Genomic DNA, 20,680 nt, shown 5'->3' on the forward strand with positions numbered 1-20,680 from the left:
ATTAAATTAAATTTTTGAGATGATTTTTGCATCTATCTCTTCAAAAAATGCCCGAAGGCTACAGTTGTAGTTTAAATATTTCCCTTTTTTTATCTCTTTTTCCTTGGATAATGGTTTGCCTATCTTTAGAAAATTCTCATAATTACTCGTAGTATCTATCTCATACTTCCCCAGTAATCTATCAAATTGTTTTTTTGGATCCCCTATTTTAGCAGTGTCTCTCGCAACAAACATTGTTAGCAACCATGCCTCTATCTCCTCGATGGCAATAGCATATAAGATATTATCACTATCCTCCTCGCCAAGCCAGTTATCCATTTCAGCCCTAACCAAGGAATAAAGCTCTTCACAATAGGTTTCAGTCTTTTCAGGCCGTTTAACACCATATTCGTCAGCCTCCGCAGTGTCAATGTGGATCACAATATAATCTTGTCCTTCGAATGCAAGGAATGCGTCAACAAGCTGTCTTTCCTCACATTCAGTTTTTACCACTGTCCATGAAGAAAAAGTTTCGGCCGCTCTATGTACTTTGTCTGTCTCATCTGTAATTAATGATGGCCTTAACGCAATGATATCACCTCTTTCCATGGGAATATGTCCACATAAAATATTAGTAATAACTGCCCTATCTGCATGTCCTTCTGATATTATACCGATCCTCATATGTTAAAAAGGTTTTGGTATCGCGCCCATTACGCCTTTCAGCCAAAGCTCTGACAGTTTGAATTTTTTATCGGACAGATCTTTTTTGAAATTGATCCGTCTTGTTCTAGTCCTTCCATCCAAGTCCCTAAACACTTCAAATAGACGTTGTTCATCATCTAGTAAGTTGAGTCCGTCTAATATAGCGGGGTTATGCGTGGTAATGAGCACCTGCCTTTTAGTATCTTTAGAAAGCTTAACCAGCTCAGGTATAAGCGTACGACATAACAGTGGGTTCAGAGCCGTTTCAATGTTATCGATGGCAAAAAGCTTAGGAGTCTTTGTACTGATGAATAGTGCTAAATAAAATAGTACGTGAAGTATGCCCTCGTTGGAATTCTCAGCTGAGAACACATTGTTTTCATTTCTCATATACTTGTCACGGAAATAAAGTGTACTCTTGCTTCTTGCGGGTTTAAGGCCACTAAGCTTGAACTTATCCTCTCGATCCGCGATGATCTCTCCGAGCCAGTCAAAAAACTTGATACCATTATTTAATTGTAAGCGCTCTGTCTTGTTAAAAGTAGCAATTAATAGATCTAGTCCTTCACCATTAATCCCCAGAGGTGTTTTCTTGCTTTCAGCTGGGGTAATCCCCCTGAGGGATTTTGTACTGAGGTCAAATATTGCGTATTCAGAAAGCAGATTATCGAAACTATTTGTTTTACGCAATGGCTTTTCGATTATAGTTTCATTTAGTTTGTCCAAGAGATCTCGGCCCGATAGTCCAGGATTTGATTTAGTAAGTTCCTGAAATCGATCAAGAATGATATTTCCGTAATCTTCATCCTCTGCTAAGTTTATCCACCGAGTATAGATATCATTTAGATTGTCTGGAGTCAGGGAGCACTTATGTGTCTCAACTTGTCCATCATTATCAATCTGCAATGCAATCTCAATACTGTTTTGCTGATCATCATTTAAAAAGGAACTCAGAATAAGGTCTGGTCTGGCAACTCTGACTCCCCTACTATAAAGCCCCTCGTAAGTAACATCGTTTACACGTTCAGCACCAACCGTTGCAAGCGCTTCTAAAATATTTGTTTTGCCACAACCATTTGCACCGATAAATACGTTGAATCTACCAAGCTCTATCTGGTCATTCAGAATCGACTTATAACTATTGATTAATAATTTGTTAATATATATTTCTGGAGTAGGACCGGCGTGTATTGATTTACGATATTTAAGATAATTATCTAAAGCTACCTCCCACTCCTCCGTCTGAAATTTTCTGATGGTTGAAAGTGCTAACGTTGAGATGGCATAATTTGTCTTTCGACTCCGAGGTGGGAGATCAGGATCATCGGGATTCATTTCTGCAATTCCATGCTCGACGAAAGAATTAAGTGCCTGAGTCTTGAACAATTCTCTTGAACCAGGTTTATAGCCAAAATAATACTGATTGACAAATTCCATCAGGTCAGTCGAAAGTATTTTATTCGACCGTCTAGCCTTTCCCCAATCATCACCTGGTTTTATATCACATAATGCAAGTAGGGAAAGTGCTGAAACTTTATTCTGCTGCTGCTCTGGCAATTTAAATGCCTTAAGAATATCCTGTGCTTCTTGTATCTTATCCATATGTAAAAGATAAATCTAAGGTTAAATTAAATATTTCAGAAATCATTTTATCAATATCGTATTCCACTCTGTCATTTTCGCAGTTAATGATACGTTGACCGAGTGTTGAAATCAACATTAACCCCGGAAGTGGAAAACTTCTCAGCTCTGTCGCGCTAACATTTATGTTACCATTAAAGGTGCGAAAGTAAAGATCGAAAAGTCTGCTATTCAAAAGCGCCGACAGGCCTACAGTATTTATCTTTGATATCAATCCACTAGGGTGATGTATATTTTAAGATGGTTCTCGATACCTACCATGTCCTAGGAAGATTGCTAAGGTTGGACGCAGCAGTTAACCGGCGGTTATCATCCTTTGTACTGAATCTTCTAACTATTATATAATTCTTATTTTCTATCAATCTATGAATTGAGCCATTTGTCTCTACAAGATATTGCCTCATTCCGGAATGTGTGCTATGCATCCTTAACAATTTGTTTTTTTATGACGTGGCTTTTCGGTACCTTATGAGATGAGACTCGTTTAGGATTTAATATCTTTATGGCAATAAGCGCTCTATTATATGAAAAGTCATAAGCGAAAACTTAAGAAACTCCAAAAGATTGATCCCCTCTCCCATTTTTACAAGTTCGGGATGACCGCCGAGGATATCCAGGCCTCTATACTGGACAGTCTCTCTCCTTTTTTTAGTGATCAAAATATCCTGAAAAAATATTCCATGACTACATTGGCGACGGATTGGTTAGCATTCCTTTCCCTAGAGGCCAAAGACCCTCATGTCACCGATTCGATTTTTTCGTTATTGAAATTTTATAATGAGGCCAAAGACCGTGATGAGGAGAGTTGTCTCTTGCAGACTGCTGAACAGAATCCAAGATTATTACAGGTGTTGACTAGATTTTGGAGCTTACACAATAATCAGTTAAATTATAAGACATTGCAAATAGAGGATTTCCTGGAAGAATCTCTAAAGGTGATTGGACAGGTTATTGAGGGTATGATCAAACCTTATTTACGGGTTTTAGTACAGATCAATAGGATAAGGTCAAGAAAGACTATTTCCTTTTCTGAGATCGAAGGAAAAGATCTAGGCATATTGGTTGATGAGCTCTTGAATACCAAAATCATGGATGAGTTGTTGATCATCGGGGTACACGGGATCAGGATTAGTCAGTGGCGAAACATTGCCTATCACCATAACTCAAGGCTGGACGGTGGACGGATCTTCTGCTGGTGCAAGAAAGATGGTGGAAATTATGAGTTTGAACTATCTAGGGATGAGCTGGCAGATGTAATGATAAGGGCGATAAATATCTTTTCTATACTGAAGCTATCCCATACATTTTTCATTTTCGACAATCTTGAGCAGATTAGAACTTACAAAATCGAGCATCCGATGCTTCGGGAGGAGGTGATGCTACTAGATTTTACCGTGCCAATCAATTCTAAGGGTTTTGAGATATTGGATTTAAAAGTGAGTACAAAAAAGGCGATTTTGGTTGTGAGGGATATGGACAGTTATAGTGACTTTGATAAACAGGCGGTTGAGTCTATTACATTGTTATACAATCTATGGTATTATTCTCGCTCGACGCACTTACGCGTGGAGTACTGCCTTTTTTCAGATGAGCTTTATCAAGTGGCAGAAATTGATTCATCTCATTTTGAGGCAGCAACCCAAGCAATAAAATTATCCTCGTTACTTCCTTTTACAAAGATTAGCCATAGCAAAAAAAAATACCAAAGAGAAGATCCAATCGCTTCTTTTGTTCTATCAGAGAACCTTAAAAAGATTGACATTCCTTTTTTGTCTCAAAAAGGCAAACCGATGACTATAAGGGAGTTTATAGTCGAGTTTTCAGAAAATTCGTTCTGTAATTTTATGCTATTGGATACTGAGGGATCAAATGAGGTAAAGATTAATATTTCACGAGATGGAGTGATTTGCCACGGTAACATAGGCAAGGGTGAGATACTACTATCACTTATGGGACCGCTATTTGATGATAGCGTCCGCGGTGCTATTAAAGAACTTTTGATCTCTTTAACCTCGCTCTACAAAAAAATGGAACTTAAGGCTTCAATAATACACCGCTTGCGGGAATCACCGTATTATCAGGGGAAGAAAATCATACTAAGAGACCAGAAAAGTTAGTAAAGCTCGCATAGTCATTAATCCTCCCCCTCCTATACTAGATCCATAATACCGTATATCTCATTTAACATAAATTGTGGATCGTCGGAAGCTAAAAAAACAGCCTTCTGCTGTTCATCGAGCTGGACTACGCCAAAATTTTTGAGGTAGTTCCTACTCATGGAGATGTAGCCAGATGTATAGTCTTTGGTTGTGTTCTTAATATACTTGAAGAAAAGATCAGACTCCATGATCCTTTTGATTACCATCAGTTCTTCGAGATCGTTGGACACTATAGCCATCCCATTATAGAATAGGAGGTCCTTGTCCTTACAAAGTACAAACCTTGGACGATCACATATATGGGGGAAGAAAAGTTTATATTTATTTATGTCCATCGACTGTCTCCGCCCGAAAGCATACCAAGCCTCATATTTGCGCTTACCTTTGTCTCGAGTGCTGAGTAAATCTTTTTTTGTCTTGAGGTAAGTATAAGCTTTCGGATAGTCAGACTTCATCTGTTCTTTGGAGATAATTTCCGTCTTTTCATTGTAGGGAAAAATAATCTGCTCGATCAATCGCTCAAGATCTTCCTCTACCTTAACCTTATTAGCGTTTATGATGGATTTACAAACACCTATCTCGATCGGAAAGATCATTCCAGCGTCTTCGAGATAGTGAAATTGCTCATCAGTTTTTATCGGTTTGAACTTAAATACGTCGTTCATCAATGTAGCTATACCATTTTTCGTATTATAAAGATCCTTAAAAGGAGTTCCGGTCCGCTCTACCGTATTGATAAAGTCTACAAGCTGCTGGCTGTTTACAAGGCTCCAGCCATCTTGATGATTGAGTTCGTTGTAATGAAAGGTTTGAAGATTATTTAAATCTATGTGATCAATTTTATCACTTGTCGTGCGAAGAAAATTAACCTCAGCCGGGCCATTTCGAAGAAAACAGATACAGGTGTACGTATTTCTATCCGCAAAGACTTGTTCACCTCCAAAGCTTAATAACATCACATTGGTCCCTCTATTGCTAAAGTAATTTCTTAAAGCTCTTCCATTTATACTTTTTATGAAAGTATTTACGGTGATATACCCAAGAATGCCATTTGCATTTAGGTTTTCAAGCCCTATCTGAAAGAATGGTATATAGAGGTCTGGATGCCCTGAATGAGCCACCTCCCACTGTTGCACTTGTTCCCGCGTTTGCTCGTCCATATTCCTTGAGCAGACATATGGAGGGTTACCAACAATTATATCAAATCCGTTGTTCTCAGCTATTACTGCTGATTCGGCTCGCCAGTCAAAAATCAGTGAATTACCAGTATAAATATTAAACTCGAAAAGCTCTCTATCTTCACCATTGCACAATGCATTTAATGACAGTAATATCTTTGATCTGTTAACACTATATTCCGCTATATCTATGCCGAATATTATGTCCCTATAAATATCGTAGTACGAAATATTTGTTAGCTCCCTAATCTTTTCGGTCATGCTAAGTAAAAAACCGCCACAACCACATGAGATGTCTGCACTTCTTAATCTTTCGATATTACCATCGAAAGAAGCAAAAGCTTTTTCAACAATATAAGTACGAATCGCTACTGGCGTATACACTGCCCCATTTACAACCCTATCGGAGGGAGATATTATAAATTCAAATATTTCTATAAGTTTTTCAAAATTAAAATCGATAACCTCAGCTTCTATAATGGCAATAAACTCCAAGAGATCTAAGTAATGCTTACTTTTAGGTAATATGGATAGCCGCCTTAATAGCTTATTTTTACTAACTTTAATCTTATTGATAGATAAAAAGGCAGATACGATCATTTTATCGACTAGGTTAGCTTCTTCAGTCCCCTTGTCAACTAAATACTTGAATACATTCCTCATTTTTATTGACTCGCTCTTAGATAATCAAGATAGCTTGTCATCTCTACGGACAACTCACTATGGGCAACTTGAAGTACGGTTTTAAGTTTACTATTTTTCGGATCACTGATTGCTGCTGCAAGTCGTTTCATTTTAGCTAGCAGTTCATCTAGCATCCAAATAATCTCATAACGTTGCATGAAAAGCTTAAGCTTTTTATACATATATTGTGCCGTAGGACTATTTGGAGTGATAGCCCCAGTACCAGATCTACTGAAGTGATTATTAAAGTCTACATTGCAAGGGTCAATATAATTAGTCTCATCGTCCGATTTTAAAATATTCACATATGAACAACAATAAACTAGATTTTCGTAGTCAGTTTTAAGGCCAGAAGTAGACGGATATTTTTTCCAAGGCACAAAATGATCTATATGAAAATTATTGGTACCACCAAACCAAAAATCAGAACAATCTGTATAACCACATCTTTTAAAAAAATCATTAGCCAGATAAGGTTTATAGTCACCATAGTTAGCATATTTCTTTAAGCATGTACGTTTGGGATGTGTATCTCGGAATTTATTCTTCATTTCTCTTCTCAATCTTATTTAGCAATTCATCAACTTTGGATAAAATTGATTCCAATTTATTAATATTGGACAAACTTTTAAAATCTCCTGGAATCACATTCTTCCTATCAACGGTAGACTCAAGAAAACTATCCAATCTGATCATTTCTTCCTCATCCTCAATGTTTGCTTTTCCTGACTTTCTAATTTCAATGAGTTGTAAAAGACGTTTTTCAGAGGTATCAATTCTTGATCTATAATGATCTATTTGACTCTTTACTCGTTCTAAAAAAGTTGCTCTTGCTTTAGTTTTGGCCTCTACGTCTTTATGTAGGATATTTTTTATATATACAATATTCACATCAGTACTTTGATTTACTGCGCTATCATCGAATGAAGTAAGAATAAAACAAGGAAATCCCTCTCTGACAGCTGTAAATTCCTTTACAAGCGTTGACCCATTGTACGGAACATTATACTTTATGTCTACTTTTTGATCATTAAGCATGAAATCCGTTACAACTGCATCTGGATTAAGCTTAATTATGGTTAAAATCATTTCGTCAAGTGTTGGTGACGGATATTCTGTAATAATTTCAAACTGCGTCTTAAGTGGAGATAAATCGACATAATCTAAAAAGTCATCAAAGACATCCTTTTCCTCATCAACAAACAATAATTTATACATAACTTATCTTTTATATTTTATCGGAAAAGTGATTCGAATACCAAATCCCGTTACAGGAAATAATAACCTCACTGCTCCATCATTTTCATCAACTATAGATTTTATTAACCACATACCTAATCCTGTACCAATTTCTTCTCCGGTATGTTCATTACGCTTTGTCGTGAACATAGCATCAAAAATTTCATCAGGTTTTTCAATATCTGGTGATAGACCAGGTCCGTTATCATGATAGTCTATAATAATTTCACGACTTGATACTGATGTGCTCAAATTGATTAGCCTTGACCTATCATGTTTGGAGAGATTAAAAGCGTCTATTGAATTAATAAAAAGGTTATTGAAAATACTGTCAAAATCAATCTCAAAGACGCGGAGATCTAAGTTTTCAATTTTTGTTATATCTAATACAATAGCTCGATTTTCAAACACAGTTCCCCAATCACTTTTCAGGTCGGAGAAATAGCTTTTCAAGAACAACTGTTTTCTCTTACGCTTATCTTTTCTTGCTGCCCCTAAAGAAAAATTAAGCCAATTCTGCATTTTAGAATCTTGTTTCTTAAGCTTTTCTATTTGGAAAAATGGATTTTTTCGTTCAGCCACACCTACATATTCTTGTTCCGTTAATTTCTCCAATAGGATATTACGCAATTTCTCCATTCGTGAACTCAATACATCGTTAAGCTTACTCAAATCATGACTGAACGATGCTAGTACAATTCCGCTACTTGCAAGCCCTCTCAATATTATCTGTTCTTCCTTGAGTTTTTCGATCTCTTCATCTTTTCGCTCAATCTCGTCTGCAAGTATCTCCTTTTCTTCATCTTCGTTACTTCCCTCTTGATTCTCGTTGGTTCCTGAAGAAGAATTGAGTGATTCTCCATTAGACTGCTGTTGGGCTTTCTTAGCTCTGCGTTGGGCTAAGATTCTCTGCGTTAGTTCCTGAGCTGCTTTTTTATTCCTTGCATCCCCAAATTTCACATTATCATAAATAGACATTTCTTTCGCGATAAAAGCCCGATCATCCTCAAATACTCTAATGATAGCTGCAAGAAGAGTTTTAAATATCTGAAAAGTCTTATTCTCCTGCAACCCCTCGCGACTAGACTTATCTTCAAAATTTACGTTTGTTAATCTGGATATCTTAACCGCCCCAGCTACATTTTCTGGCTCTACCCTATACCCCCCTTCTTCTTTTGCAACACCTGCGGGGCTAGACGATTTCCTATTTCCTAGGCCAAGCCAATCAAATGCTGCATCCTTGGTTTCCCCATACGGACGTACCCTGAAATTGTCACGAAATAATTTAATACCTCCAAATTTCTCAAGCCAGTCTTTACGAAGGTTAGATTGGAATTTTCTATAAAAAAATCGATTTGCGTCAGGCGTACTAAAACTCCTTTTAAGAAAATAAAATGTAAAGTCAAACACACCGATATCCATGAAAACATTATCTTCATCAGACGCTGCAAAACCAGGTATTAGCTTCGAAAAAGTTGTTTCCTTTTTCCACTTACCTTTCAAAAAATCATCCTTTTTGAAGGGGTAGTTTTGCATCTCTTCTCGGTTAAAAAACTCTTGATCTATTAATTCAACGTCATATTCGTTCCTATAAATTGTTATAGTAACGTTTTGCTTATCATCTGCAACTGCATGTAATTTATAATCGAAATCATCACAGATAGAGCCAAATACCTCACCATATTTATTTGGTGTTAGCGAGCTAAAAACATAGATTTCGAATCCCCCCGTTTCTTTAGGCGGCACAAGCACCTCCAAATCAGAATAAACTTGATCAACAAAATAATCATCCCAATTATCTCTTAAATCAGTAATTTTAAGAATGGTACCAAATTTATATCCCTGATCATCTTTAATCGTCGGAAGGCTCAATTCAGGAATAATATTCCTGAGCTCTTCTTCAAAGCTATTTGAATTAAGTCCAATAAGCTGGGCATCAACACTATCTATTGTCTTGAAGTCCCCCTCAAAATCTTCCCAATCAACAATCCATTTATATCCTGAAAAGGTTGTTCGGATTCCTTCGCTATCAGTATCAGGACTTCTATCGGCAGGATTAAACACCGTTGTCATCTCACATTTACCTCCCAATTTATCCAAAGCAAACCGACCAATACCTTTTGCCCCCGCTTTAACCCGACCCGATGACGTAAAGACATTTGTCGCCTTATTATCTGTCCCAATAGTCATCCAATGATCCCTAATTACATTTTGTGTCATTCCCTCACCACAGTCTAAAAGATAGAGTACACTTAATTTTGCAAGTGCCTTCCTAAGATTAACTCTATCATCATCATTGAGGTCGGTGTTTAAAACATATGTTTCCTCGCCCTTTTGGTATGCAGTTAAAAGTAAAGTTTTCTGAATTCCCAGTGCTAAAAGATGCTGAAAGTGATTTTCATCAATTTCGTTAAGCAGAGAAGAATATTTATTATCAAAATAAACAATACTGATTTTGCTATCAGCATCATAACCGTTCTTCACCAACTCGATAATAGCCCCTTTTGACGTTGCAATATTCTCGCGACCAATTAATCTTGCCGTCCTCGCTGAGACTTTAAAAGGAATCTTATTAATAACAGGTGTCGTTTCTTCCATATTGCTAATTATGCCTCTTATTCACCATAGGTGTCGTTTTTTTAGAAGTCGACCTTTTGATATAATTAGAGTACTCTTTATACTGCTCTTCCACACTGTTGAGTATGAGATTTCACAAATATATTGATTCTAAGACAATAATTTCAATAATTTAAACGGTCTATAATAGACCATTTCTATCCTAGCGATGCAAAGAAGCTTAGGCATTATGAGTTTATTCAAAGACCAGCCATACTTATTAACAACGATCGAAGTTGCCTTGCTTTTTGGAAACTTTAAAAATAGAAAAGCTATTTGTCCCAGTGGCCGTTTCCGCATACCCTATCAGTAGCCTTTGTTAATATCTTCTGCTTAATTCTCCGTAACTATATTTATATATTTGGCATATGGTGGGGGAAGATCGGGGCACACTCAACATTGATGATTTTGAAGTACTATTTCGCAAGAATCACAAATTCTTGTGCATGATTGCTATGGACTATGTCCACGATCAATTCATCGCCGAAGATCTTGTCCAGGAGTTTTTCATCAACTACTGGCAAAGACGGGACCTCATAACCCTTACCACCAGCTTTGGAGCCTACGCCCGCAGGGCAATAAAATACAAAAGCATCGACTACCTTCGAAAAACTGCTATCGCAGAAAAGCGAAACACTGAACTAACCATTCTCGAAGAACAACAAGCAATCTTAGACGAGGAAGAAGATCAGGAACTCCAACACCAACGCTATATAAAAATCATCGAGATGATTCAGTCCCTCCCACCGGATCGCAGAAAGATTTTCATGCTCCATGCAATGGACAAACTCAGCTATGCCCAAATCGCTGAAAAACAAAGTGTTTCCATCAATACCGTAAAAACCCAACTAAAAAGAGCATATAACGCATTAAGAACCAAAACTCTTGGCTTGCTTATGGGAATCCTGTAAATAAAAATCATTTTTACAGACTCATAATCAATCCATTACAACATAATCGCATCTTTTTTAAGATCTGCTGTCACCCATCTCCTATTTTCTTACGACACAGTATTGATTATGGATAATAAACTCACACCATTTGGCCCAGATTGGGATATAGTTCTGGAGAAACTGGAGGCTAGCAAAGCTTCTGGCTTGGAACTCAATTCTGAAGAAGAAAACCTGCTACAAGAACTTCAACAAATCAGAACCGATGCTACACAAGCTTTCAAAGCCTACAATGCTTTCGATACCGATAAAAAGTGGGCTGAACTCAAACAACAAATTCAACCAGACCAAACCGATAAAAACTCCAACAAGAAAAGGAAACCGATAAAGCTATGGCTAAAGATTTCAGCCGCTGCAGCAGCAATATTTATTATTGTTGGTATAGGACTCGTACTTCAAAAAGACGGTCAACAAAATAAAAACATCTTCCATAACGACATTCCAGCCGGCAAAAACTCCGCAACACTAACCCTGGACAACGGTAAAAAAATCATCCTGTCAAACACCACCAGCGGACAACTCGCCTCAGAAGCAGGCATCCTGATCAGCAAATCAGCCGACGGCGAAGTAATCTACAGCATAAAAAATCAAACAGAAAACGCTGCAAATAAAAGCAACACACTATCTACCGTAAACGGACAGACTTACAGGCTCCAACTACCTGATCAAAGTAAAGTATGGTTAAACGCCGCTTCTTCTATAAAATTCCCCGCATCTTTCGCCGGATTAAAAAACCGTAAAGTAAAACTAACCGGAGAAGCGTACTTTGAAATCTCAAAAGACAAAGAACACCCTTTCATAGTAGAAACAACCCAGCAAGAAGTACAAGTACTCGGAACTCATTTCAACATCAACACCTACGAGGATAAACAAAACACAACCACCACCCTACTCGAAGGAAGCGTGAAAATCACCAATGAACATAAAATACAACAATTACTAAAACCAGGTGAAACAGCCCTCGTAAACAACACAGCGAACATCCTCGTTTCCCCGGCCGACACCAAATCAGCCCTAGCCTGGAAAAACGGAGACTTCCGTTTCAACGAAGAACGCATCGACGAAATCATGTTAAAAATCAGCAGATGGTACGACATTGAAGTCACCTACCATGGCCCGATCTCTAAAGAAAAATTCAGTGGAAAAATCTCCCGCAATAAAAACATTAGCGAAGTGTTAAACATGCTCAGCTATTCCAATGCCGTTAAATTTATAGTCGAAGGAAGGAGGGTGACCGTAATGCAATAAAAACTTACCTAAACTATTAAAGCCAGACCAAGAAATAAACACCAGTCCGACGCCAATCGAACTGGTATAAAATAAGGTCGGCTGTCAACAGAATTGTCAACTAACCGCTAAAGGCCGCGATCTAGAAAATACAAGGCCAATAGCTTCAACCAACCTACAACAAATGTACAAAAATTGCACTCATCTGCGACGCCGTCCGCGCGCGCCGTATAAACTATGGAGAATCATGAAGCTAACCACTTTTCTCTTATTTGCATTGATCATGCAAGTCAGTGCCGGAACCTATGCACAAAAGATCACCCTCTCTGCAAAAAATGCAGAACTGTTCACGATTTTTGATCGGATCAGCGACCAAAGCGGATATGATTTTATTGTCATCTATTCTCTATTGAAAGATGCAAACAAAGTAAATATCAACGTAAAAAATGCAGAGCTGAAAGATGTGCTCGAGCAGATCTTCAAAGACCAGCCACTCGAATTCAGCATCAACAATAAAACCGTGCTGATCAGGAAAAAGGAACGCAGTTTCGTGGAGGAACTGATCCACCGATTTCAGGAAATTGATGTGAAAGGAAAAATCCTTGATGAAAACAACCTTCCCCTTCCAGGCGCGACCGTAAAAGTCAAAGGAACAAAAAGGCAGGTCCTCACCAATCAGAATGGCGAATTTACCCTGAATAACGTCGATGATAAAGCGGTTCTTGTGATTTCCTACCTGGGTTATCAAAGTAAGGAACTGAACGTTCAGGAGAATCTAGGGAGCATCAACCTGACCGAGCAAACCGGACAACTCGCAGAAGTGACCGTATCAACCGGATACCAAACCCTTCCAAAAGAACGCGTTACCGGCGCATTCTCCAGCATTCCGGTAAAGAAGCTCGAACAACAACGTTTAAGCAGTCTCAGCTCTTTATTAGAAGGCAGAATTGCAGGATATAACAATGGCCTGATCAGAGGAACTACCTCTATGAAAGGTGTGACCAATCCTTTATACGTGATTGATGGCTTTCCGGTAGAGAACACCAAATACAACACCGGTGGTTCCATTACCGAAAATCTACCAGGACTAAACCTGGAAGATATCGAAAGCATCACCGTATTAAAAGATGCAGCAGCAGCCTCCATCTATGGGGCAAGAGCAGCAAACGGAGTAGTTGTGATCGTCACTAAGAAACCTAAAAAAGGCAAACCTCAAATCTCAGCATCGAGCACAATTACACTTTCTTCTAATTCCGTATACACCGATAACCTGACCAATTCGGCAGACATTGTGAGCCTGGAAAAAGAATGGGAAACCAATAATCCAAAGCTGAAAGCTGCAAATTCTGCCGCTTATGCAGCGAACGTATTGACCAATGTAGGTTACCAGAGCCAGGGCATCAAGGCCATCCTTGCAAAATATGCAGGAACGTTGACTCAGGCCCAACTGGATGCCAAGTTAAACCAACTGGCTTCATCCGGTTATCAATATTATGACGACATGGAAAAATACAGCAAACGCAACCCATTCTATCAACAAGACAATGTGAGCGTTGGCAGCGCATCCGAGACGAACTCTTTTTATTCTTCACTGACCTATCGCAACAACAAGTCCGAAGACAAATACACCAAAGACGAAACCCTTGGTTTAAACATCAACAACACTACAAAAATCAATAAATGGCTGACCCTGGAACTCGCCAATTACTTATCCTATAACAACGCTACACAGCAAAACTACAATACTCAAAATCCACAGTACGCCTACCTGCCTTACGACCGCCTAAAAAATGAGGATGGCACCAACTTTACTTCTACCGCTGCCTCCCGTCTTAGCGCAAACACCATGTCACTGATCAATTCCAATGGTCTTTACAACATGGACATTACCGCATTGGATGAGCAAAGTCGTAACCTTGGCAACTTTAAAAGTTTCAGCAACAGGTCCTTCGTTAAACTAAACGCAGACATCACCAAATGGCTGTCTTACCGCTCTACTTTTCAATACGAGTTTGGTTCAGACCGTTTCAACAGAATGTTTGATAAAAACTCTTTCTATGTGAGAGATCAGGTAAATGGCTATGCCGGAAAAGTTGCCGGAGGACCGGTAACCTTTAACCTGCCTTATGGAAACATCAATTACGATCAGGATAGCTTTAATACTGCGTATAATTTCCGTCAGCAATTAAATGTCGACAAAACATTTGGCGACAAACATAACCTGACCGCAATTATCGGTACTGAAATCAGAGATACAAAGCTGGAATTCGAAGATCAATACCTATACAATTACGATCCGAAAGTATTAACCTTCGATCTGATCAATGCCAAAGCTTTAGCTAATGTACCAGGTGCAATCATTGGCGGTAAATATTTTTCAAACAGCAACATCGCCAGTCAGCGCGAAAATGTAAACAGATTCGTATCGGTTTATGCAAACGCAGGTTATGCCTACGACAGTAAATACCTGGTTACAGGAAGTTTGCGCTGGGACCGTTCCAACTTATGGGGTACCAATTCCAAATACCAGAACAAACCACTTTGGTCTGTCGGTGCAGGATGGAACATTTACAAAGAATCCTTCTTTAATGCCGATTGGGTAGACCTTTTAAAATTAAGGGTTTCTCATGGTATCGGTGGAAACATCGCTAAAGATGCAGCACCTTACATGACGGCCTTTTACTACAGCAATAATAACGTAGGCGGTTTACAGGGAACAATTGGTAACCGTCCAAATCCCCTGTTGTCATGGGAAAAAACAACCACAGATAACATCGGTGCAGATTTTGCCTTTTTCAAAAACCGCATCAGTGGATCCCTGGATTACTACAACAAACAAGGTAAAGACCTCCTGGCAAGTACTATGGGTGTACCTACAGAAGGATTTGGTTTTAGTACCTACTCCATCAACAATGGCGAAATGACCAATAAGGGAATCGAACTGTCCATCTCTGCGGATGTGATCCGAAGCAAAGATTTCACCTGGAATACCAGCATTTTGTATGCCCGCAATAAAAACAAGGTCACTTATGTGAATGTCGAAGCGCCGGTGTATTATTTACAGCTGGATTACCCACAGGCTTACCCAAGAATCGGAAACCCTTACAATGCGATTTATAGCTACCGTTGGGCAGGATTAAGTGCAGACGGCTTGCCTCAGGTGTACAATGAGAAAGGCGAAAAAGTATTGAATTCGCCAGCTACCTTAGGCTCTATTGTATATAGCGGTTCAACGGTGCCTACCTATAGCGGTGCCTTTAATAACCTGCTGGAGTATAAAAATTTCTCTTTCTCCTTCCTGTTAACCTTTGAAGGTGGACATAAAATGAGAAACACCTTCCTGCCAGTATTGGGAAGTGCGTATAATGGCGCCCTTGGAGGTTATGTGACGCAAATCACAGCGGTGAATAAAGAGATCAATGACCGATGGAAAACTCCTGGTGATGAGAACAGAACCGACATTCCAAGATTGGTATTTGCAGAAGATCCTGCTTATAACAGTCAGAGTGCGGAGATCTATCAGAAATCAGACATCAATGTAATCGACGCTTCAAACATCCGCCTTAGAAACGTTTCCCTCGCGTACCGTTTACCGAAAAACCTCCTCAAAAAAGCGAACCTGGAAAACCTAAGGTTCCAGTTCAATGTGGAGAACGCATTTACGATAGCAAAAAGTAAAGAAGCCAAGTATTTATTGAGTGGATATCGCCCGGCAAATTATGTATGGGGTGTTTATCTTAATTTTTAACGCAAGAAGAGATGAAAAATATATTATCAAATACACTGAAAATCTCAGCCCTGATTCTATTGGTTAGCTTCAGCAGCTGCAAGAAATTTCTGGACATCGTGCCTAAAGGCCAAAAGATCCCAACTACACTGGCCGACTACGAAGCCTTGATTCGTGATGAATATGGAAACCAGCGTACCACCATTACACAGGCGATCCTGTTGATGAACGATAAGTTCGAAACCACGGCGAACCTGAATTATTACCCTTTGTATTCGGTCAATTATTTCTGGAATGAGAATGTAGACCGGATTCCAATCAGCGGTAGTGATGAGGGGCCTTATTACAACCCCTATACCGGAATATCGACAAGTAACCTGTTAATTGAGCACGTTCCTGCTGCAACGGAAGGTTCAGATGCAGATAAAGCGCAACTGATTGCACAGGCAAAAGTGTTAAGGGCAGTTAATTATTATGTACTGGCCAACTATTATGCAGATCCTTATGAAGCCGCTAACGCCGCTACTAAGCTATCTGTGCCATTGATTCAAAGTGCAGACATCAATGCGCCACACACTCAGGTGAGCATCAAAGATTTGTATGCCTTCATGTTGAAAGACATTGACGAAGCAATTCCAAACCTTCGTGCCACCAGCGCGACACCACTACATCCGAATTTAGGCGCAGCCCATGCACTTAAAGCACGTATACTCCTCACCATGGGACAATACGCAGAAGCACTCAGCGCGGCGAATGAAGCATTGAAGTATAACGATAAACTGTTCGACTGGCCCCAGTTTTATGCCACCTACAAAACCCAAATCGAAGAACCGGACAAGTATACGAATGCACCATCACCAATGGGTTTTGATTTCGTAGAGAACTATTACTTTCGTCATGGCAGCGCCAATGGAGCAGGCCGAGAATCTGCATTGAGAACAGATCGTGCACCTAAATTTGAAACCGGAGATGCCAGGTTCGCTTCCCGATGGAAGTTGAGAACGGTTGCAGCGGATACCTATTACACGAGCATCACCATTGGCTTTTTTAACTATGGAGGTCTGACTACAACAGAGGTCTACCTGATTAAAGCAGAATGCCAGGCCCGTCTGAACGATGTTCCCGGAGCGATGACAACATTGAATACAGTGCGTGTGAAAAGGATCTTCCCTCAAAATTACACCCCACTGTCAGCGTCAAACACAGTGGAGGCCGTTAAGCTGATTCAACGCACAAAAGCAAATGAGCTCATCAACAGCATTACCACCTTCGCTGATCGACGTCGTTTAAATAAAGATCCGAACTACGCGACGACCTTAACGAAAACAGAAAACGGTCAGAACTACACACTCTCTCCTACTTCTCATTTGTGGACGATGCCTATTCCGTTGGGCGCCATTAAAAACCCAGGTAATGGTACCATTGTACAGAATGTAAGCAAATAACAAACACCTTAATTAAAAGACAACAAGATGAAAACTAACATAAAGAAAACACTGGCAATTATGCCACTTGCTGCAGTAATGATCTGTTCCAGCGCACAAAGCTTCGCTCAAAACGGCAAATACCTTTTGAAGGGAAATATTGCCAAAGCAACAGGTAAAATCTACCTGGAGCATGAATTAAACGGCAATCCCGTAAAGGTTGATTCCGCTAACGTGACCAATGGTGAATTTGTCTTCAAAGGAACGGTTAAATCTCCTGGCTTTTATGGCCTGAGTAACAAAGGCCTGAAATATCCCATTCAGTTTATCCTGGAAAATTCAGCCATTACCGTAACAAAAACGGCCGACAGTCTTTCGATGGCTCAGATCAAAGGATCTGCAGCTCAGGATGTATACATGGGTTTTTACAGCGGCCCATGGAAAGAAATTACCGCAACAGCAGGTGGTATTTATGGCAAACTGGATAAAGCAGAAAAAGCGGCGAAAGCTGCCGGAACTAAAGTGGATTCCTTAACGCGTGCTGGAATTGATCAGGAATTTAAAGATCTGGACACCAAAAATCAGCTTGCAGTAAAAACATACATCAGTAAGCATCCTTCCTCAGCAGGTGCTGCAGCAATCATTTACGATCGTTTTATCGGCTATCCGAACTTTCCCGTTGCCAAAGAACTATTTGCAGGTTTAACCAAAGAAGCCCAGCAATCTGCTATCGGCGCGATGATTACTAAATCACTGACTATCGATGCAAAAACGGGTAAAGGTAAAGTTGCTCCAGCAATCAGCATGACGGATAAAGATGGCAAGATCGTTAAGCTGTCTGATTTCAAAGGCAAATATGTGCTGATTGACTTCTGGGCAAGCTGGTGTGGTCCATGCAGAAAAGAGAACCCTAACGTGGTTGCGGCTTATAAAAAGTACCATGACAAAGGATTTGAAGTGCTTGGCATCTCCCTGGATTCTAAAAAAGACGCCTGGTTGAAAGCCATTGAAGCCGACGGATTATCCTGGACACACGTTTCTGAATTGAAAGGATGGCAAAACACGGCAGCTACAGAGTACGGTGTAAAAGCAGTACCTGCAAGCTTCCTGATTGATCCAAATGGTAAAGTCGTAGGAAAAGATTTAAGAGGAGAAGAGCTGAATAAAACTTTAGCTCAGTTGTTTAAATAAAAAACAACTACATAAAGCAAAACAACGCCTCATCAATAAAATGATGGGGCGTTTAAGCTTTGCTCTTTTTATAGTTGATCACAATGCTTTATTCTTCAAAGGGCTTTTATCATCGTTTAACAAAGTATCTGCAATGGCTATCATGCCGCCATTATTGGACCCACCCCAAATCGATCTGCCAAAAATATAGCTTATCGTATATTCTCTCCAGGTGCCGCAGTACTTCTTTAAAGCAGTATGCGTTTTACCTAAATAATCTTTAAGTTCTTCTTCTGAAAGATGGCCTAGTTCAAAACAGCAACGGGCTAAAAATGCGGCCCTGCCAAGATTCCAACCGCTGTCTTTTATCTTTTTAAGTTCAGAAAAATGGCTGATTACATTTTCTTCTATCAGCTCTGGGATGGTGTTGCCTAAGCTTCTATAGATATCTAAATAATATTCAAAAGCACCTTCATCGGTTGGCAGATTTGCTTTTAAAAGTGCTTCATAATTGCTTTCATCTTCTAAAGCTTTGTACACAAAATCTATGTATTCGTCTTCGTTTCTGTGGAGCAAGTCTATCAATATTTTCAGGGCATCGTCTCTATCATAAACTTCCCAATATTCTTCTACCAATTTTTTGATGGTAGATAGACTAAGTCCTGTTTCGTAAGAGTTTAAGTATGCCGATTGTTGTTCGGCATACATGGAACTTACGAGTACACAATCTAAATCATAGCCGTTCAATCCATTTTTGTTCATGCTCAATTCTTTGAATAGGGCATTGAAAACTTTAAAAAAGTTGCTCATAATTGTTTAGGTGGTTTTTAAATTGCTAAACCTACTTTGCAAAATGTTCACAAGTTTCTCGCCTACTACCTGGTATTTGGCTCGGTTAGCCAGTTGTTTTTTCATATTTAACATATCGGCAGGACCAGGTGTGTAATTTAGCCTGTCGTGAATTTCGAGGGATAAAGAACTGTCATCAATGTTAAATGTAATGAGATGCACTTTAGGTAGATATTCTTCGGAAGCTTTTGAATATATCCCCAATTGCGACTTTAATACACCTGAGTATTGCAAGCTGGCAGCTTCTATTCTAAAGGTGTCAAAAATAATATGTTCGTCTAAATCGCCTTCTGTATTGGTGCTTAAAAAATGTAAATCTTTGCCGCTTAATACCCAAAAGCAATCCGTTTGTACCCTGCGTAGCCCTAGCCCAATGGCAGATAATGCGATGTTTTTCACGCCATCGCTCACTATTTCCTGTAATTTATTACTGGTAGACTGCGGTACGGATGCCCCTGTAAAAGCATCAATAGGTTTATCTTTCATCCATTGCTTTAGCTCCGGAAAATCTTCATTTAATAGCTCTTGTTTGTAAATATCATATCTGCTGCGTTCCTGTTCTAAATTGATTTCGGATTTTGCACTACTGTGCTGAGCGTTCATATACACCATGTAGCACACACCAGCAATTAATAAAATTACGGGGATTAAATATAGAGGATTCATAATAAGGATTAGGTATGTTAAATTTTGACAGGTTTTACCTCTTTATCTTTTGAAGGGATCACTCCATAAACAAGTATACCTGCAATGATTAAGAACACCAGTTTTCCGCCTATTTTTTTCCAAAAAGACAAGGGGCTTCCTGCCGTTTCTATATCGATATTATGTTTTTCCTTTAATATTTTGGCCATTTGTGCATCAACTTCTACATAGCTCCTATTGCCCTCATCGCTCAACACATATTTTCCATCACTATTCCAAAGAGACATCCAAAGCGCTCCGTATTGTTTGTACATATAGGCTACGTTTACATTTTTCCCTATCAGTTTTGCAATCTCCGAATCTTTGGGTAATTCCTGCACAGTTTCGATGGATTCGCAGGGAAGACAAATAGGGACTTTTGCTTTTGCAGATACTGAACCTAGGCTTGCAAACGCAATACATGCAGTTAAAATAATTGTTTTCATGA

The 20,680-nt window shown here is 39.3% G+C and carries 15 protein-coding genes; 6 read left to right on the plus strand and 9 right to left on the minus strand.

What is annotated here, in order from left to right:
* Positions 1-6: 6 nt before the first annotated feature.
* Both BLQ87_RS13165 and BLQ87_RS13170 read right to left on the minus strand, forming a co-directional pair.
* The gene (locus BLQ87_RS13165; RefSeq protein WP_074607373.1) at positions 7-663 is read right to left on the minus strand and encodes a hypothetical protein; all 657 of its coding nucleotides are present in this window, start codon (positions 661-663) and stop codon (positions 7-9) included.
* Between the two features lie 3 nt (positions 664-666).
* On the minus strand, positions 667-2,286 hold the full coding sequence (locus tag BLQ87_RS13170) for an AAA family ATPase (protein WP_083361842.1): 1,620 nt from the start codon (positions 2,284-2,286) through the stop codon (positions 667-669).
* A 563-nt stretch (positions 2,287-2,849) separates the two neighbouring features.
* Here BLQ87_RS13170 and BLQ87_RS13180 point away from each other — a divergent pair.
* Positions 2,850-4,442 (plus strand): hypothetical protein, encoded by a 1,593-nt coding sequence (locus tag BLQ87_RS13180; protein ID WP_074607374.1) that lies wholly within the window; start codon positions 2,850-2,852, stop codon positions 4,440-4,442.
* Positions 4,443-4,474: 32 nt separating this feature from the next.
* Here the strand turns inward: BLQ87_RS13180 and BLQ87_RS13185 are convergent, their stop codons facing one another.
* From BLQ87_RS13185 to BLQ87_RS13200, 4 genes are read right to left on the minus strand one after another with little or no spacing between them, the layout of a single operon-like run.
* Positions 4,475-6,325: an HsdM family class I SAM-dependent methyltransferase gene (locus BLQ87_RS13185; protein ID WP_074607375.1), complete on the minus strand. Its 1,851-nt coding sequence runs from the start codon at positions 6,323-6,325 to the stop codon at positions 4,475-4,477.
* A gap of 2 nt (positions 6,326-6,327) precedes the next feature.
* Positions 6,328-6,897, minus strand: coding sequence for an HNH endonuclease signature motif containing protein (locus BLQ87_RS13190; RefSeq protein ID WP_074607376.1), 570 nt, complete (start codon positions 6,895-6,897; stop codon positions 6,328-6,330).
* Positions 6,887-7,564, minus strand: coding sequence for a response regulator transcription factor (locus tag BLQ87_RS13195; protein ID WP_074607378.1), 678 nt, complete (start codon positions 7,562-7,564; stop codon positions 6,887-6,889). The genes BLQ87_RS13190 and BLQ87_RS13195 overlap by 11 nt, the downstream gene beginning before the upstream one ends.
* Before the next feature lie 3 nt (positions 7,565-7,567).
* Positions 7,568-10,183, minus strand: coding sequence for an ATP-binding protein (locus BLQ87_RS13200; RefSeq protein ID WP_074607379.1), 2,616 nt, complete (start codon positions 10,181-10,183; stop codon positions 7,568-7,570).
* 386 nt (positions 10,184-10,569) lie between these two features.
* On the opposite strand from BLQ87_RS13200, the gene BLQ87_RS13205 reads away from it, so the two are divergent.
* From BLQ87_RS13205 to BLQ87_RS13225, 5 genes are all read left to right on the plus strand, one after another.
* Positions 10,570-11,112, plus strand: a complete 543-nt coding sequence (locus BLQ87_RS13205) for a sigma-70 family RNA polymerase sigma factor (RefSeq protein WP_074607380.1) — start codon at positions 10,570-10,572, stop codon at positions 11,110-11,112.
* Between the two features lie 108 nt (positions 11,113-11,220).
* Complete coding sequence (locus BLQ87_RS13210; RefSeq protein ID WP_083361843.1) at positions 11,221-12,399, plus strand: FecR family protein; 1,179 nt, start codon at positions 11,221-11,223, stop codon at positions 12,397-12,399.
* Between the two features lie 226 nt (positions 12,400-12,625).
* A complete protein-coding gene (locus BLQ87_RS13215) occupies positions 12,626-16,126 on the plus strand; it encodes a SusC/RagA family TonB-linked outer membrane protein (protein ID WP_083361844.1) in 3,501 nt (1,166 codons plus the stop codon).
* Between the two features lie 11 nt (positions 16,127-16,137).
* The gene (locus tag BLQ87_RS13220) at positions 16,138-17,550 is read left to right on the plus strand and encodes a RagB/SusD family nutrient uptake outer membrane protein (RefSeq protein ID WP_074607384.1); all 1,413 of its coding nucleotides are present in this window, start codon (positions 16,138-16,140) and stop codon (positions 17,548-17,550) included.
* A 27-nt stretch (positions 17,551-17,577) separates the two neighbouring features.
* Entirely contained in the window at positions 17,578-18,720 is a 1,143-nt protein-coding gene (locus BLQ87_RS13225) for a TlpA disulfide reductase family protein (RefSeq protein ID WP_074607386.1), read from the plus strand.
* A 78-nt stretch (positions 18,721-18,798) separates the two neighbouring features.
* Here BLQ87_RS13225 and BLQ87_RS13230 read toward each other — a convergent pair whose 3' ends face one another.
* From BLQ87_RS13230 to BLQ87_RS13240, 3 genes are read right to left on the minus strand one after another with little or no spacing between them, the layout of a single operon-like run.
* Positions 18,799-19,509 (minus strand): DUF1266 domain-containing protein, encoded by a 711-nt coding sequence (locus BLQ87_RS13230; protein ID WP_074607388.1) that lies wholly within the window; start codon positions 19,507-19,509, stop codon positions 18,799-18,801.
* 6 nt (positions 19,510-19,515) lie between these two features.
* Complete coding sequence (locus tag BLQ87_RS13235) at positions 19,516-20,214, minus strand: hypothetical protein (protein ID WP_074607390.1); 699 nt, start codon at positions 20,212-20,214, stop codon at positions 19,516-19,518.
* A 17-nt stretch (positions 20,215-20,231) separates the two neighbouring features.
* Complete coding sequence (locus BLQ87_RS13240; protein ID WP_074607393.1) at positions 20,232-20,678, minus strand: hypothetical protein; 447 nt, start codon at positions 20,676-20,678, stop codon at positions 20,232-20,234.
* Positions 20,679-20,680 lie beyond the last annotated feature (2 nt).

The sequence above is a fragment of the Pedobacter steynii genome, from assembly GCF_900103665.1.
Taxonomy (GTDB): Bacteria; Bacteroidota; Bacteroidia; order Sphingobacteriales; family Sphingobacteriaceae; genus Pedobacter; species Pedobacter steynii.